The 16,476-nt window shown below is 69.8% G+C and carries 10 protein-coding genes; 3 read left to right on the top strand and 7 right to left on the bottom strand.

Annotated features, from left to right (window positions below; translation table 11 throughout):
• Positions 1-12: 12 nt before the first annotated feature.
• The 3 genes from AB0Q90_RS29535 to AB0Q90_RS29525 form a co-directional block, all read right to left on the bottom strand.
• Positions 13-867: a hypothetical protein gene (locus AB0Q90_RS29535; RefSeq protein WP_363158632.1), complete on the bottom strand. Its 855-nt coding sequence runs from the start codon at positions 865-867 to the stop codon at positions 13-15.
• Complete coding sequence (locus AB0Q90_RS29530) at positions 864-6,092, bottom strand: caspase family protein (RefSeq protein ID WP_363158633.1); 5,229 nt, start codon at positions 6,090-6,092, stop codon at positions 864-866. The genes AB0Q90_RS29535 and AB0Q90_RS29530 overlap by 4 nt, the downstream gene beginning before the upstream one ends.
• Before the next feature lie 105 nt (positions 6,093-6,197).
• Entirely contained in the window at positions 6,198-6,353 is a 156-nt protein-coding gene (locus tag AB0Q90_RS29525; RefSeq protein ID WP_363158634.1) for a hypothetical protein, read from the bottom strand.
• A gap of 405 nt (positions 6,354-6,758) precedes the next feature.
• Between AB0Q90_RS29525 and AB0Q90_RS29520 the strand changes: the two genes are divergently transcribed.
• On the top strand, positions 6,759-8,369 hold the full coding sequence (locus AB0Q90_RS29520; protein WP_363158635.1) for a prealbumin-like fold domain-containing protein: 1,611 nt from the start codon (positions 6,759-6,761) through the stop codon (positions 8,367-8,369).
• On the opposite strand, the gene AB0Q90_RS29515 is transcribed toward AB0Q90_RS29520, so the two are convergent.
• Together AB0Q90_RS29515 and AB0Q90_RS29510 are read right to left on the bottom strand one after the other, a co-directional pair.
• A complete protein-coding gene (locus tag AB0Q90_RS29515) occupies positions 8,356-10,074 on the bottom strand; it encodes a DUF2264 domain-containing protein (RefSeq protein WP_363158636.1) in 1,719 nt (572 codons plus the stop codon). The two genes, AB0Q90_RS29520 and AB0Q90_RS29515, sit on opposite strands and share 14 nt — an antisense overlap.
• Before the next feature lie 66 nt (positions 10,075-10,140).
• On the bottom strand, positions 10,141-11,184 hold the full coding sequence (locus AB0Q90_RS29510) for a rhamnogalacturonan acetylesterase (protein ID WP_363158637.1): 1,044 nt from the start codon (positions 11,182-11,184) through the stop codon (positions 10,141-10,143).
• A gap of 192 nt (positions 11,185-11,376) precedes the next feature.
• Between AB0Q90_RS29510 and AB0Q90_RS29505 the strand changes: the two genes are divergently transcribed.
• Complete coding sequence (locus tag AB0Q90_RS29505) at positions 11,377-13,047, top strand: rhamnogalacturonan lyase B N-terminal domain-containing protein (protein WP_363158638.1); 1,671 nt, start codon at positions 11,377-11,379, stop codon at positions 13,045-13,047.
• Positions 13,048-13,054: 7 nt separating this feature from the next.
• On the opposite strand, the gene AB0Q90_RS29500 is transcribed toward AB0Q90_RS29505, so the two are convergent.
• Together AB0Q90_RS29500 and AB0Q90_RS29495 are read right to left on the bottom strand one after the other, a co-directional pair.
• Positions 13,055-14,467 carry an RICIN domain-containing protein gene (locus AB0Q90_RS29500; RefSeq protein ID WP_363158639.1) on the bottom strand — a complete coding sequence of 471 codons (1,413 nt, stop codon included), beginning with the start codon at positions 14,465-14,467 and terminating at the stop codon, positions 13,055-13,057.
• A 1-nt stretch (position 14,468) separates the two neighbouring features.
• The gene (locus AB0Q90_RS29495) at positions 14,469-15,563 is read right to left on the bottom strand and encodes a glycoside hydrolase family 43 protein (RefSeq protein WP_363158640.1); all 1,095 of its coding nucleotides are present in this window, start codon (positions 15,561-15,563) and stop codon (positions 14,469-14,471) included.
• Positions 15,564-15,791: 228 nt separating this feature from the next.
• Between AB0Q90_RS29495 and AB0Q90_RS29490 the strand changes: the two genes are divergently transcribed.
• A complete protein-coding gene (locus AB0Q90_RS29490) occupies positions 15,792-16,397 on the top strand; it encodes a hypothetical protein (RefSeq protein ID WP_363158641.1) in 606 nt (201 codons plus the stop codon).
• Positions 16,398-16,476: the final 79 nt, after the last annotated feature.

Here is a 16,476-nt window from a genome sequence, read left to right as displayed (position 1 = left end):
TCCGTGCACGGTTCACTGTGCGCCGGGAGACGTCAGGCCCGCGACCACGGCCCTCCCGGTCTCCTTCGCCGTGAGGTACGGCCGGGCGTCGTGAGCCTTGGCTCCGTTGTGCACCAGGACGTCCGTGACGCGGTCGCCGAACACGGGCGCCAGCACCTTGCTGAGGGCTACGATGTCACCGCGGTCAGCGATGTTGGTCCAGCGTTTCACCGGGGCCGGCCAGCGTCCGTGCCCGCCCACCGGCGCCGGCACCAGCCGGTCCAGAACCAGCCCGTGGACTGCCAGCGGCGAGCCAAGGGTGATCAGGGTCAGGTCCCGCAGCTCCGGGCGGGCGCAGAGCGCCTCGTACGCAACCACTGTGCCGAGGGAGTGGGCCAGGACGACCTCGGTGCGGTCGGTCAGTGTGCACAGGAAGCGGTCCTGGACTGCGGCCCGTGTGTCGGGTTCGGTGAAGTAGCGGCGCACATGGCGGGCGTCGCGGATCATCAGCCGCTCCCCAACCCCGGAGAAGAAGGCCGAGTGGCTGAGGGCGTCCAGGGCTCGCTGCACGAGGTACGGGGTGCGGACGCGTGCCGCGACTTCCGGCCCCGCGACCTGCCCCTCCGTCTCCGCCGCCGCCTGCCACCAGGCCAGCAGTAGGTCACGCTCCAGGCCCTCCTCGACGTCCGTGGCGTCCAGTTCGGGGTCCCCCTGCCCGCGGTGGCCACTGGGGCGGAACAGGTCGCCGTAGAACGCCATGGCAACGTCCTGACGTGCGACGGCGGCCGGGGCCATGCCGTCGCTGAGGGCCGGGTACCAGTTCGTGAGGAGCGTCTCGGCGCCCTTGTACTGCTGGGCTATGCCGTGGACGAGAACGATGCGGCTCATGGGCGGCCTCCGGCGGGGTCCGGCGGGTCGGCGACGTTTAGGCCGAGGACGACGACGCCCATTTCCGTGGCCAGGCAGACGTGGCCCGTTGTGGCCGCCGCCACGGCGTTGACCCGGCTACCGACGTCGAGTTCCGCGGTCCAGTCGGCGGAACGCGTGTCCCAGACCCGCAGTACGCCAAAGGCGTCGCCCGCGATGAGCACGGGAACGCCACGGATCTCGGCCGCTTCGAGGGCGCGGACCGGGGAGGGGAATGGCTCAAGTTCGGGGCCCGTGGCGACCCCCGTAGCAAGGTCCCGGAACCGCAGTCGGCCGTCGCCTGCGCCCGACACCACGACATCCCGGTCGAGGCGGAGGAAGTCCACGCTGAACGCGCCCATGGCGTGGTCCGCGATCGGTTCGCGCACGGGTTCGCCGGTGCGCAGGTCCCAAAGCCGGACGGTCCCGTCCAACGCGGCGCTGGCCAGCAGGTGTTCGGCTCCGGGCGGTCCGGAGCGCAGGGCGATCACTTGCGCTGTATGGCCGGTCATCGGTGGGCACACGGGGGCCTGGGTGCCCAGGTCCCAGGCGTGCAGAGCGAAGTCGCCCGCCACCGACACCGCCAACGCACTGCCGTCGAGGCTGTGCAGGGAGGCCTGCCAGCAGGTGCCGAACCGGCGGCCGAGACGTTGACGTGGCTCGACGACCCAGATGTCCGCCTCTGTCCAACTGCTCGTCACGACGACCGTCCGGCCGTCCAGACGAGCGCTCACGGCGCTGTAGAGCGCGTAGTTGGCCGAGGGGATGGGTGGTGCGATCTGCTGCCCGTCCTCCAGCGCGTGCACGCGGATACCGTTGTACCGGCTGCCGGTGACCACCGTCGCCCGGCCGTCGGGAGCGGACACGATGTCGGCTGAGGCCACGCTGCGGTCCGCGCCGCACAGCGGCTCTCCCAGGGGAGTCATCGTGGTGAGGTCCCAGGCCCGCACCTCACGGGTGTAGGCGGCCACCGCCACGGGCGTCCCGTCCACAGTGCCCAGGGCGGGCGCCCGGCACCGCTGCGTGCCCTCTGCCGTGTAGTTCGCCAGTCCCTCCAGGGGCTGTCCCAGGGACGCCCCGCTGTCCAGATCCCATACGCGCACGGAGTTGTCGTAGGCAATTGAAGCCACCAAGGTGGCCCCACCGACCTGGGCGAGGGTGCCGGCCAGGACTGCGTTGGTGTGGCCGACCAGCGGACCGCTGACGGGGGAGCGCGTCACGATGTCGTGCACGTGGACGCCGTTGCCCTCCCGTGTGGACAGCACTACGGGCCGCTCCCCCCAGAAGGCCACACCCAGGGCTTCGGCGTTCAGCGAGAGGTCCCTGAGGTTGAAACACGCCTCTGGTGTGCATGGCTCCCGAGCACCGACTCGCCAGACATAAGCGTGGTCGAGCACCGTTGCGACGGCGATCTCCAGCTCGCGCCCGACACTGCGCACGGCGAGGTACCGGATGCCACCGATGTGTCCGGAGAGAGGCGGAATCACCGGGCGCCGTGTGGCGTGGTCCCAGATCCGTACCGTCCCGTCCTCGCTACCGCTGATCAGGACGGCGGCCGAGTCCAGCACACCGAGCGCGACGCACCACACCACGTTGGTGTGCCCCGCCAGAGGCGGGCCCTCGGCCCGGCCGGTCAACGGATCCCAGCACATGACGTTGGTGTCCTGGCCGCCCGTCACGGCGACGGTCCGCCCCCTCACCGTCCCCAGGGCCACCGCGCTCACCCGGCCCTGGTGTCCCTCCATCGGACGGCCGAGCTGGGACTGTGTCCGCAAGTCCCACAGGCGCGCCGTGCCATCAGCCCCGCCTGTGATCGCCCGAGGGCGGCCACGGTCGTCGTGGATGGCGACGCAGTCCACCTGGCCGCTGTGTGCCTCGTCCGGTTGATCGGCAGACAGATCCCAGATCCGAGCCGTCCGGTCGCGACTGACCGTCACTGCCAAGGACGCGTCCGCAAGACTGGTCAGGGCGGCCGCGCGAATGTCGTCGGCGTGGCCGCGCAGCGGAGAGCGGAGCTGCCGCAGCGTCGCCAGATCCCACAACCGCACCTCCTGGCGACCGGCGGTGAGGGCCACGGTACGGCCCTTGTGCCGGCCAGTCACCGCGGATTCCACTCCGCTTCCCCGATGGTAGCGGTGCGCGACCACCGGTTCCCCGATCTGCCGCCTCGCAGCCAAATCCCACAGGCTGAGCATCCCGGTCCTGTCCCCTACGAGCAGGACGGTCCCCAGGTCGTCGACCTCCGCTGCGCACAAGGTCGTCACCGCCCCCGCCGGTCCGATGAGGGGCGCGCCGTCCATGCACGCATCGCCGCCGCGCGGCACATCGGTGAGGTCCCAGACCCGTACGGTCTTGTCGTACCCGCCGGTGACGGCGACCGTGTGTCCGTCGATGTCGCACAGGGCCGCATCCTGAACCGACCTGCGGTGTCCGGACAGGGCGGCACCGAGTTGCCGTCGATCGCGCAGGTCCCAGAGCCGTGCCGTGCCGTCGTCGCTGGCCGTCAGCACGACGGGCCGGCCGGCCAGGAAGCCGGTCCTGATCGCCCGGATCTGGTTGGTGTGCCCGGTCAGCGGCTCACCGTACGGCTGTCCCGCCGACAGGTCCCACACTCGGACCGTCCCGTCGACTCCCCCGGCCAGTGCCAGGGTGTAGTCGCCGAGTTCACCGATGGTGATCGCGCTCACCGCCACCTCCATCGCCAGCGGTTCTCCGATCTGCCGCTGTGTCGTGAGGTCCCACACCCGTACCGTCGCGTCGGGGCTCCCAGTCACGGCGATGGGCCGTGCGTCGAGGTCGCCCACGGCGACGCAGTCGACGCGCTGCTCGTGGCCGCTCAGCAGCCGGTGCGTGCCGCCGGCCGACCACCACGCCCAGCGCGCCGTCCAGGGCAGGTCGACGCCCAAGTTCTCGATGCGGTCAGCGAGTTCGTCCGCGCCGCATCGCCTCGCCGACAGTTGCAGGTCCGCCGCGCGGGCACCTAGCGGCCAGTCGGCGGTGAGCCGGTGCGCGACCTGCTCGTAGGCGGTGCGGATGTGCCGGGGCGCGTCTCCGCCGATGGAGGCCAACGCCCGTAAGAGACCAAGGGGTTCGCAGGAAAGCAGGAACCCGGGATCCTCGATCAGCTCCCCGAGCCGACCGGCGGCAGCAGCATGTGTGGCCAGGTGCTGCTGTACGTACGGAGGCGCCGCGAACCACTCCCGCCCGCCCGGAACCACGGACACGAGAGCGTCGACCACGGCGCTCTGGATCTCGGAGGTCGCCCGCCCCGCCGTCCTGCGCAGATGCTCGGCCAGCGCCTTGTGGTACAGCCGGTACACCGAGCGGCGGTCGTCGTCGACCACCTCCGCTACATACGCCTCGGCGACGTCCAGTGACCAAGAGACGTCCGCCTCGGTGCAGTCGATCCCGGAGAGCACGGTGCTCAGCGTCGTCCAGATCCGGCCCCTGGGCAGACCGGTGCCCTCGGAGAAGGCAAGAGCGAGCAGCATGCGCCGCACCCGGGACTCGTCGGGGCCGAAGCGGGCCAGGTAGTCGTCGAAGGCCTCCCCGATCTCGCTGGGCAGGTCGTCGGCCCAGCCCGGGCGGCAGATGTCGACGGCGGCACGGTCGGAGCGTAGGGTGCGGGCCGTCGTCCTGGCGTACAGATACACGCCTGCAGCCTTCGCGGCCACGCCCTTCGCGACCGCCGCCGCGAGTTCGGGCCGGTCCCGGTACGGGCTCTGCACCTCGGGCTCCTCCGTGGCGAGCAGCATCTTGGTGACGTATCCGGCGACGTCGTCCCGCTCCGCCCGGTAGCCGGGGCGATCCAGGTCCACGCAGAGGAAAGTGGGGCCGAGCGGGGTGACGAGTTCGGGACGCGTCCCCACCAGCAGCCGTACGCCCGGTATCTCGGACATCGGGCGCAGCAGCTCGCGGGTGATCCGCCGCGGTTCGCCGTGTCCCCCGGCATCAGCCGCGGTGTCGGATCCCGCCTCGTCCACCGCATCCACGACAATGACGACCGGCGGCCCCTTGCGGCCCCGCCGGGTGAGTTCCTGGAGCAGGGCAGCCGCGCCGTCGACGGCCACGCCGAGATTGCCCGCGATCCGCTCGACGATCTCGTCGAGGCGCTTGTGGCGTGCATGCACGGCAGCCGTGACACATCCCGCCGGGACGACGGTCGCGGGGTCGAGGCTCGTCAGGTCGAACCGGGCACGGTACTCGGGGTCCGCCAGCGCGACGACCCTGCCGAGGACCGCCGACTTGCCGCACCCGGGTCGGCCGGTAACCACCCGCCCCATACCGTCGCCCTCATCGGCGGTCAGCCACTCGGTGAGTTCGGCCAGGACACGGGTGCGTCCGCTGAAGTACAGGCCGTGCTCCGACTCGAATTCCACGCCCCGTGAGCGCGGCCCGAAGTGGTCCACCAAGTCCTGTGCCACAAAACGGCGTTGCACCCCAAGGTCCGTCCCGACGGGCGGAAGGGCCTCCCGATAGCCGGAGTTGGGCAGGAAGGGCGCAAGCCCCGTCACCAGGCCGCCGGCCAGTTCGGCACGCTGGCCCCGCCCGCCCGTCTCAAAGGTCTCGTTGACGGCCTTCACCAGTTCGGTGAGGTCAAGGTACTGCTGGCGCTGCCCGGTGCGTTCCGTGGTGAGTACCACGGCCGTGCGCAGCGCACTGACGAAGAGCCCGTCCTCAGCCACGTCCTTGCGGCGGGCAGAGGCCAGGAACCACAGGCCGGTGGATCCGCCGGTGCCGGTGTGCCGGTGGGCGATAGCCTGGAGGGCGAGCGCGGCGGCCTCGGCGCTGCCCGCGCCCGCGGAACAGGTGTCCAGGATCAGCAACAGATGGCGCAGTTCGCCCCGGCACAGGATGCGCACGAGATCCTCGGTCGCGAGCGCGGTGGTGGCCACTTCTTCGTCCTGGGAGTCCCAGCAGAGCAGGTAGTGCCGGTCCCTGTCCTGGACGAGGCCATGCCCCGCGAAGTAGACGACCAGCACGTCGTCCCGCGTCAGTCCCGCATCCACCGACCAGTGGCGCAGCTTCTGACGTATCTGCTCCGCCCCGTCGTACTCGCCGAGCCCGGGCAGAACCGCCTGGTACCCAAAGCCTTCGAAGAGTTCGCGGACCGCCCGGACGTCGGACGGCACCTTCCGGAGCTGTTCGTCCGCCGGGAGGTGACAGTACCGGCCGACGCCCAGCGCCAGGAAGAATCTCCGACCCACCTGCAGCCCCACCCCGTCCCCCGCCAACCTTTGGCAAGACTGTAGCGGTGGGGCCACCCTGCGTACCCGGCCAATGCACGTAACTGCCCGTCGACCGAAAGGAGTTCAACGGCCGACCTCGCCCCGCCCGTCCGCCATCCGGACCAGGATCTCCGTACTCTCCGCCCAGCGGACGACGAACTCGTGCGCCTTCGCCTCCTGCGGCGCCACCTCCGGCGCGGAGAACCTGGACGACGCGAGCGGCCGCGGCTGGACGGTCAAGCCGAAGACGACCGAAATTCCGGACCCGGAATGGTCATTTATCTGTCGAACATCAAGACCACCGAACATGTGAATGCACCCCCCGCCCCGTACAGCAAGGACCGGGCTGCCACTTTCTGGGCATCTTCGGCTCATCGACCGGAACAGCTAGTTCCAGGGCGCGAACAAGCGTGAGCACCCGCGTCACAGACGCCCCTCACGCCCCCTACGACCACCCTCAAGGTGGCCCGCCTCAAGCCCTGACCGAATAACCCACCAATTCCTTCATATGGAGAATGGTTTGAACGGCGCTCATATTCACCGACACGAGTGGGCGCCAATTCTCCCCGCCGCAAGAATGCGGTGAACACATCCTTTCGTCGTGCTACCAATTCTGGGCAGCAACGCACCTCGGGAGGACATGAAGTGACCGATTACCAGCACGTTCCCGTGCGGTCGGCCAAGCGGCATGGGCGCCGCAGATCGCTGGCCTTCAGGACGGCCGCGACGGCCGTCGCGCTCGCCGGTGGCCTGCTCACCGCCACGGTGGCCACGGCCCAGGCGCCGCCGCCCAGCCTGACCGGCAGCGACTTCGAGATCGACACCAACGCCAACCTCATCGTCGACAACCCCAACAGCCCCGACGACTGGGAGACCGTCAACGAGATCCGCGTCCCGGACAACGCCATCGGCGCCGAGGACACCTCGTTCGGCCAGGGGGCCAAGGAGGACACCGAGGTCCCGACGATCGTCGACGGCGGTATCCCGCCGAACAAGAGCGATCTGCGGCACTTCGGTGTCTACCAGGAGGGCGCCAGTACGACCGGCTTCCTCAACCTGTTCTGGAGCCGGGTCCAGGAGCCCACCGGCACCACGAACATGGACTTCGAGTTCAACCAGTCCGAGACGCTCACCGCGAACGGCGTAACCCCCGAACGTACCGCCGGCGACATTCTGATCACCTACGACCTGTCGCAGGGTGGTACCAAGCCGACCATCTCGATCCGGACCTGGTCGGGCACCGCCTGGGGACCGGCCACCAATCTGACCACCCCGCCGGTCCGGGCCGCCGCCTCGATCAACACCAGCGAGATCCTGGCCGAGAACAGTGACGGACTGGGCGAGCTGGACCCGCGTACCTTCGGCGAGGCGCAGATCAGCCTGGCCGCGGTGCTCGGCGGCAACGGCACCACCTGCCGGTCCTTCGCCTCGGCCTACCTCAAGAGCCGTTCCTCGGACTCCTTCAACTCGGCGCTGAAGGACTTCATCCCGCCGCAGAGCGTCAACATCTCCAACTGCGGCAGCGTGCAGATCAACAAGACGGACGACCTGGACGAGGCGCTCGACGGAGCAGAGTTCACGCTCTACAAGGACAACGCCCCGACCGGCGGCATGCGCGGTGACGAGGACACGATCACCACGTTCAAGTGCACCACCGTGGACGGCACCTGCACCATCGACGACGTGCCGCAGGGCGAGTACTGGGTGCACGAGACGCTCGTCCCGGCGGGCCACGACCCGGCGCCCGACCAGCACGTCACCGTCGTCGCCAACGAGACGCAGACGCTGAACTTCTCCGACCCCCGCCAGATGGGCGCGATCCGCGTCACCAAGACCCGTAAGCACGCCGCTTCGGGTCCGGGCGACCACGCGCACGAGGGCATCACCTTCACACTCAACAATGGCGCCACGGCGACGACCGACGCCAACGGGCAGGCCTGCTTCAACAACCTGCCGTTCGGCACGTACACGGTGACCGAGGGCGACCACGCGGGCTACGCGGACAACGCGCCCAAGGAAGTCGTCGTCGACACCAAGGCGAACTGCAACGACAACCCGTACAACGGCGAGACGGTCTCCTTCCGCAACACGCCGCTGACGGACGTCGTGATCACCGCCAACCCGCAGGTGACCGGCGCGACCCAGTCGACGTTCTCCTGCAACGGCAGGACGGCCACCAACGTGACGCCCACGTCGGCGACCTTCCCGAACCTGCCGCCCGGCACCTACAACTGCACGGTCGTCATCGACCCGTGATCTGATCCTCCGCCGTGTGCCCCGGCCGGGCCTGTCCCGGTCGGGGCACACGCACGTCCAGGTCCGTCAGGGTGCCGTCCGCCCAGGTCACCCGCAGCTCCGTGCCCGTCGCGGCAACCGACACCAGGTCCGCCAGCGGACGCGGATGCTGCTCCGCGGTAAGCCGGGCCAGGGCGACGAAGAGGGTGGCGTCCTCTGCGGTGGCGCCGCTGAGAGTGTCGTCGAGGCCGATGGCGGGCAGCAGTTCGGCCCGTACGCCGTCCGGCGCCGCCCACCCCGTCACCCGCACCGGCGTGCCGGGCTCCGCCCCCTCGACCAGATGCGCGCGCACCTCCACCGCACCGCGCACCAGCACCACGCTGGTGACCCGGGCCCCGGAGGACACTTCGTGCCGGGACGCCGCCCAGCCGTCGCCCACCCCCAGCGGCTCGATCCCCGTACGGCTCGGATCGTCGCCGACGATCACGCTGTTGTCGTACGAGGGTGAGGGCTCCGTCGCCGTCGAGTACGCGAGCCGGGTGTAGTAGGGGTCGTAGCGGACGTCCTCGCTGCCGTGGTTGTGCAGGCGGACCAGGCCGTCCGAACTCGTGGACTGGAGCAGCCAGTTGGGTGGTCCGATGGGGTGCGCCTCGTCGCCCCGTTCCACCGGTGCCGGCTCCTCGGTCGCCGTCCACACCTCGTGGTCCGCCGGCAGGAGCAGGCCGAGGAAGCCCTTGCTGGCCCAGTACGGGGACGCCGGGCCCGAGTAGTTCTGCAGGACGGCGGGGTCCGGGCCGTGCCAGCCCAGGCTGAGCAGACCGCGCTCGTCCACCGCACCCCGGTCGAGGAAGTACCGCAGCGCTCCGGAGGCCAGCCGGCGTGTCTCGCCCGGCGCGAGCGGAGTGCGGCCGGTCAGGGCGCCGAGCCAGAGCGGGGCGGTGGTCGCGAAGCGGTAAGTGAGGGAGCGGCCCTGGTGCATGGGGGCGCCGTCGGCGCCGAACAGGCGGGCGTAGTCCTCCAGATGGCGCCTCAGGCGGCCGCCGTAGAGATCCAGCAGCCGTTCGTCGTCCGCCAGCCAGGCGTGCAGCACCGGGTACAGGTGCATGGCCCAGCCGTTGTAGTAGTCGAACTTGCGGCCGTCGCCGTCGGTGTACCAGCCGTCCCCGAGGTACCACTGCTCGATGCGTTCGAGTCCGCGGTCGACGGCCTTGCGGGAGGCCTCCGGCTCGTACCCGACCGAGTCGAGGAAGCCGCCGACGGTCACCGGGAACAACTCCCAGTTGCACGGCCAGGGTTCGGCGGTCAGTGCGTCGCCGAGCCAGCCGGCCGCCCGCTGCCGTACGCCGTCGTCCAGCCGGTCCCACAGCAGGGGGCGGGTCAGGCGCAGGGCGAGGGCGACGGAGGCGGCCTCCACCAGGGGCTGGCTGTGGTGTTCGATGCGCGGCCAGGCGCCCGAGACGCCGGCCGCGAGTCCGTCGGCGTAGCGCTCAAGTGCCGTCTCGTCGCGGCGGAAGGCCGCCAGCAGCAGCGTACGGGCGTATCCCTCCAGGCCGTCGGAGAGGCGGCCGGACCAGCTCTGCCGGTCGCCGGGCAGGTGGTACAGGGCGCGGTCGTCGGTGGCGTACGGCTCGACGGCGGCGAGCAGGGCGTCGGCCGCGGCCTCCCAGTGGGCGCGGGTGAAGCCGGTGCGCGGGCTCGACGTGCGGTCTTCGGGCGGCAGTTGCATGGTGTGCGGTCTTCCTTCCCACGGTGGCCTGGGGCGCCCCGGTTCCGGTCGGGGCGCCCCAGGGGTTCATCCCACCCGTACCAGGCCCTCGGGCACCAGATGCAGGGCGACGAGTTCGTCGCGGACCAGCTCCGCGTACGTGGTGGCGCCGCGCACGGAGGTGTGGGTGTTGTCGCGCTTCTCGTTGTAGAGGTACAGGGACTTGGAGCCCTCGGTACCGAGCGACTCGACGACCGCCTTGGTCTTCGCGGTCAGGTCGATCAGCGGAACGTTCTCGGCGGCGGCGACCGAGCGGATGACCGCCGGGTGGTCCACGCCGAGGCCGTTCACGAGCAGCGCGGTGTTGTTGTTCAGGGTGCCGTCCGAGCTGAACCAGCGCCGGACGATCGGGGTGACCAGCACCGGTTCCCCGCCCTGGTCGCGCACGCCCGCCACCAGGGACTGAAGGTTGGCCCGGTAGGTCGCCTCGTCGGTGGTCTTGTCGTTGTGGGCGAGCTGGATCAGGACCAGGTCGCCGGGCCGGATCTGCGGCTGGACGGTCGCCCACAGCTGCGGGTTCCCCAGGTAGGTCACCGTACTCTCGCCGGAGTCGGCGTAGTTGGCGACGGACAGGCCCTTGCGCAGGTACTGCGGGAGTTGCTGGCCCCAGCCGGTGTAGGGGTCGCCGGGCTGGTCGCAGACGGTGGAGTCGCCGATGAGGAAGATCTGGCGGGCGTGCCGGGCGGGCGTCACCCGGATGTCCGCCAGGGCGGGTGCCGCCCCGCCGATCGTCAGGTCCAGGCCGGCGGTTCCGGCCGCGCCCGTCGGTTCACCCTCGGGGGTGCGGACGTTCACCGTGAAGCTGCGGGCGACCCGTTCGCCGGCCGGGGCGACCGTCTCGGGGAGCAGGGAGCGCCGGGTCTCGCCGGTGACGCTCGTGCTGGAGTCCGTCTCGCCGCCGAGCAGCACCTTCACGTCGTAGGTGCCGGGCGGGACGTCGAAGTGGCAGGCGGTGGCGGTGCAGTTGTCGATGCCGAGTGCCGCGCCGTCCTCCTGCGCCTGGGCCGGTACGGCGGACAGGGCGGTGCCCAGGGTCACGGCCGCCACAACGGCCAGGTTGAAACGTCTCACTCGCGGCTCCTCCGTCACTCGAACCAGTCCTGGCCGTGGACCGTACCCCTTGCGGCAAGCGCTTTCTAGCCCTTGGCCAGATTTCACAAGATTGCCAACCCCAAGCGTGTGAAAGCCCTTTCGCGAAATCGATTCAACTGTCACTCTGCCTGACACCCGCATCCCCGTAACCTCCCGTTAGGAGGTCCCCCCATGTCCGGATCCGTCTCGGACAGCCCGCTCGGCCGCCGCACCTTCGTCCTCGGCGCGGCAGCCGCGGCCGGTACCGCAGCCCTCGCCGGAACCGCCTCCGCAGCCGCCTTCGGCTGGAGCGACGACGGCACCAACTACGTCGTCGACACCGGCGCCAACCTCGTCTTCAAGGTCAGCAAATCCAACGGCGACCTGTCCTCGCTCGTCTACCGGGGCGTGGAGTACCAGGGCTACGACGGCAAGAACTCGCACATCGAGTCCGGTCTCGGCAGCTCCACGGTGACCATCACCCAGTCCGGTTCGACGATCCTGGTCTCCGTCACCTACGGCACGCTCAGGCACTACTACGCGGCCCGCAGCGGCGAGAACAACATCTACGTGTGGACCAACAAGGCCGACACGTCCGTCTCGGCGACCCGCTTCATCCTGCGCGTCAAGAAGGGCCTGTTCCTCAACGACGAGCCCGATTCCTACACTTACGCGCCCACCACCATCGAGGCCTCGGACGTGTTCGCCAAGTCCGACGGCCAGACCCGCTCCAAGCACTACTCCAAGCTGCGGGTGATGGACTACAACTACGTCGGCTGGTCCACCGGCAGCGTCGGCCTGTGGATCGTCCGCAGCAACCACGAGAAGGCCTCCGGCGGCCCGTTCTACCGCTCCCTGCTGCGCCACCAGAGCGCGGACGGCGGCGGCCTGTACGAGATCCTCTACTACGGCCAGAACCAGACCGAGGCCGAGCGCTTCGGCCTCCAGGGCCCCTACGTCATCGCCCTCACGGACGGGGGCGCCCCCTCCTCCGCCCTGTACCCGGGCACCCTCACCACCTCGTGGGCCGACTCGCTCGGCCTGTCCGGATACGTCTCCGCGAGCGGCCGGGGCCGGGTGGCCGGCGTCGGCATCAGCGGGCGGAACACGGCCTACGCGTACACCGTGGGCCTTGCCAACTCCTCGGCGCAGTACTGGGGTTCGGCGCGCGCCTCGGACGGCTACTTCTCCATCACCGGAGTGCTGCCGGGCACGTACACGCTGACCGTCTTCAAGGACGAACTCGCCGTGTACACCACCTCGGTGACGGTCACCGCGGGCGGCACGACCACCCTGAACACGATCGCGATCCCGTCCTCGAACGACCCGTCCAACGCGAGCGCGATCTGGCGGATCGGCGACTGGAACGGCACGCCGAAGGGCTTCAAGAACGCCGACCTGATGACGTACGCGCACCCGTCGGACGTCCGCGCCGCGGCCTGGACCGGCAACGTCGTCATCGGCAGCGGGACCGAGACCTCCGCCTTCCCCTGCTACCTGTGGAAGGACGTCAACAGCGGCATCATCGTGTACTTCAAGCTGACCGCCGCGCAGGCCGCCGCCGCGCACACCCTGCGGATCGGCGTGACGACGGCCTACGCCAACGGCCGGCCGCAGGTCGTCGTCAACGACACCTGGACCTCCGCCATCCCCTCGCCGCCCACCCAGCCGAACACGCGGTCGCTGACCAACGGCTCGTACCGCGGCAACAACAACACCTTCAGCTACAGCGTGCCGGCGTCCGCCTGGCTGACGGACACCAGCGCCTACAACACGCTGAAGATCTACGTGGTGAGCGGTTCGGGGACGACGTCCTATCTCAGCGCGGGCACGTCGATCGACGCGATCGACCTGCTCTCCTGACCCGACATCAGGTCCCGCGCGTCCACTGCTGGTTGGTCCCTCCGTTGCAGGTGTACGTGATGATCGCGGCGGAGTTGGCGGTGGACGCGCCGTTCACGTCCAGGCACTCGCCGGTGGCGCGGGAGACGACGCCCACGTAGGAGCCGGTGGTGGTCAGCGACCACTGCTGGTTCGTCGCGGAGGCGTTGCAGGTCTCCTGCGTCACCGTGCCGGCGTTCTCCTGGACGCACAGGGAGCTGTGCCGGGCCATCAGCTGGTAGTAGCCGCCGCCGAGCGACTTGAACCAGTACTTCTGGTTGCTGCCGCCGTTGCAGTCGTACTGCTTGATCTGGCCGCCCGGCCACTGCGACTGGTTGATCACGTCCGCGCACCGGCCCGAGTGCCGGGCGATCAGCGTGTTGTACGTGGCGCTCGTGCCGCTGACCGAGCCGGTGGCCGTGTCGGCGGTGATCTCCGGCGACCAGGACATAGACATCGTGGTGGAGGTCGGGAAGGTCAGCGGCAGCCACACGTACCGGGAGTCGTTGACGGTCCCGCCGAAGGAGTTGCCCCAGCGGTCGCCCAGGTACAGGTAGGAGGTGGCCGAAGTCCCCTGCACAGGAAGGACGTACGCGGTCTGTGAGCCGTAGGCCGTGGAGTCGCCGACGTTGGCCATGGCGGTCCACGGGCCGGACAGGGAGGTCGCGGTCGAGTACTGCTGCTGGTTGGGGCTCCAGCCGGTGGCGCCCGAGGTGAGCATGAAGTACACGCCGTTCCGCTTGAACAGCGCGGGGGCCTCGCGGTGGCCGCCGTGCCAGGGGTCGGCGACCAGGGCGGCGATGCCGGTGTAGTCGGCGGTCAGCCGGTAGATGTGCAGGTCGTAGTTCTCCCGGGCGGCCGAGACCATGTACCCGGTGCCGTCGGTGTCGACGAAGACGGTGATGTCCCGGGACATGTGCGTGCCGAGCGGACGGAAGCTGCCCTGCCAGGTGTAGTTGCCGTCAACGGTGTCGGAGACGGCGACGGCGGCGCGGGCCTCGCCGTAGTCGACGCCGTTCTCCTTGTGCATCCACATCACGAACTTGCCGGTGGACGCGTTGTACATGACCTTGGGCCGCTCGATGTTGGCGGTGGCCAGCTCGGGATCGCTGGCCTCGGTCAGGACGTGGTTCCTGAACTCCCAGTTCTTCAGGTCGCTGGAACGGTAGGCGTCGACGTAGCGGAAGGTGTTGTCGGCGTTGCGGTGCTCGCCGAACCAGTAGTAGTAGGAGCCGACCTTGAGGACACCGCCGCCGTGGGCGTGCACGGGGTTGCCCGAAGTGTCGGTGAACTGCGTGCCGTTGGTGATCGTCTGCGGTGCGGCCTGGGCGGGCCCGGCGATGACCAGGGCGCCGACGAGGGCCAGACAGAGGGCGAGCAGAACCGCGTACGCACGTCTCATGTCACGCACTCTCCTTCGCCGTGTCGGCCACGGGTATGCCGAAGTCCGGGGTGCCGTCGGGGTTCCAGCCGAGGGGCTGGACACGGGTGTGCCGGTTAGGGTCGTTCAGCGGGTCGCCGACGATCTCCTTGTACTGGCGGGCGTGGTAGACGAGGACGTCGGTGCGGCCGTCCTCGGCGACCGTGAAGGAGTTGTGGCCGGGGCCGTACTGCTGGGTCGTGTCATTGCTGGTGAACACCGGCGTCGGGGACTTGGACCAGTTGGCGGGGTTCATCAGGTCGGCGTCCGCGTCGACGGTGAGCAGGCCCATGCAGTAGTTGAAGTCGGTGGCGCTGGCCGAGTACGACATGAACAGCCGCCCGTTGCGGGCGATGACCGACGGGCCCTCGTTGACCTTGTAGCCGATGCACTCCCAGTCGTACTCCGGTGTGGAGAGCCGCACCTGAGGCCCCGTCAGTGTCCACGGGTCGGCCATCTTCGACAGCCACAGCGCGGTGTTGTTGGCCATGCCGGGCTCGTGCTGGGCCCAGGAGAGATAGCGGGTGCCGCGGTGGGTGAAGGTGGTGGCGTCCAGGGAGAAGGTCTCCCACTGCGTCTTCAGCTGCCCGCGCTCCACCCAAGTGCCCTGGAACGGATTGGGGTTGGCGTTCTCCAGCACCCAGATCCGGATGTCCCACACGCTCTCGGCGGGCGCCGCGGCGAAGTAGATGTACCACTTGCCGCCGATGCGGTGGATCTCCGGCGCCCAGATGTGCGCACCCATGTTGCCGGTCGCGTGCTTGCGCCAGATGACCGACTCGGCGGCGGTGGTGAGTCCGGCGAGGGTGCGCGAGCGGCGCAGGATGATGCGGTCGTACTCCGGCGCGGTGGCCGTGAAGTAGTAGAAGCCGTCGGAGTGACGGTGGATGTGCGGGTCGGCGCGGTTGGGGACGAGCGGGTTCACGTACGGGGCTGCCTTAGGGGACGGTGCGGCTGGTGCGGCGGCGTGGGCGACGCCGGGGAGGGCCGGAACGGCGGCGAGGGCGCCGGCGGCCGCGGCGCCCTTCAGCAGCAGTCGGCGGCTGGGGACTTGGGGCAGATCGTGATCGCGGCTCATGCGTACTGCCTCTCAGGGGGATCTGTTCGAGATAACGAACGACATCTGTCATTACGAACGGCTGAAAGCTACGGGCGCGCCGCGGGGAGGTCAACGGGTCGGACGGAGCAAAAGCAAGCGGTTACTGTCGGGCCCTCACTCGATCGGTCAGCTGAAAGAAGCCGGGGCCCGGTGGACGTGGTCGGCTGGAACCACTGTCCGACCCCCGCACCGAAAGGTGAGCCCCCCATGAGACGAGCCCGGTTCCTGGCGGCCGCGGTGTCCGCCGCGCTGGCGACGACCCTGGCCGGCGCCGGCACCGCCCAGGCGCAGCCCTCGCCGGACCACAACTGCGTGTACGAGGAGATCAACATCAACGAGCTCCTCGGCATCCGGGAGCGGGTCATCGGCCCGCCGCCCTGCCGTGAGGCGCTGGCCGGTGAGCGCTGGTCCCGGGTCGGCCCAAGCTGGGCGACGGCGAGCGGACCGGAGGACGCCGTGTACCCGGACGGGTACGAGCCGCGCGAGGAGGCCCCGATCGAGGACTTCAACGCGAAGTTCGAGGGCGCACGCTACGTCGTGGACCGCGGAACGCCCCAGGAGCGGACCTTCGTCTTCGGCCGGGAGGTCCTGCGGACCGGCTTCACCGAGCCGAGCGGCCGGCCGTTCTCCATCCCGGCCTCCCCCTCCCTCCCCCCGCGAAGCCTCGGCGAGCACACCGTCGTCACCTTCCTGCGCCTGAGCGAGGACCACTGCGACGGCCTCGGCACGGACCCCGAGCAGAACTGCCTGCCCGCGGGCGAGTTCCAGTGGACCGGCGACACACCGTTCGAGGTGTTCCCGCGCGGCTCCTGAGTCCCGCACGGGCGGCGCGCCGAATTTCTGTTATCGGCCGCCGCCCGCTTGGACTCCTACCCTCACCTGATCCGTGGCC

This window comes from Streptomyces sp. NPDC079141, assembly GCF_040686775.1.
In the GTDB taxonomy this organism is placed as follows: domain Bacteria; phylum Actinomycetota; class Actinomycetes; order Streptomycetales; family Streptomycetaceae; genus Streptomyces.
Note: the sequence above shows the minus strand (reverse complement) of the source record. Positions and strands in the feature narration are given on the sequence as shown.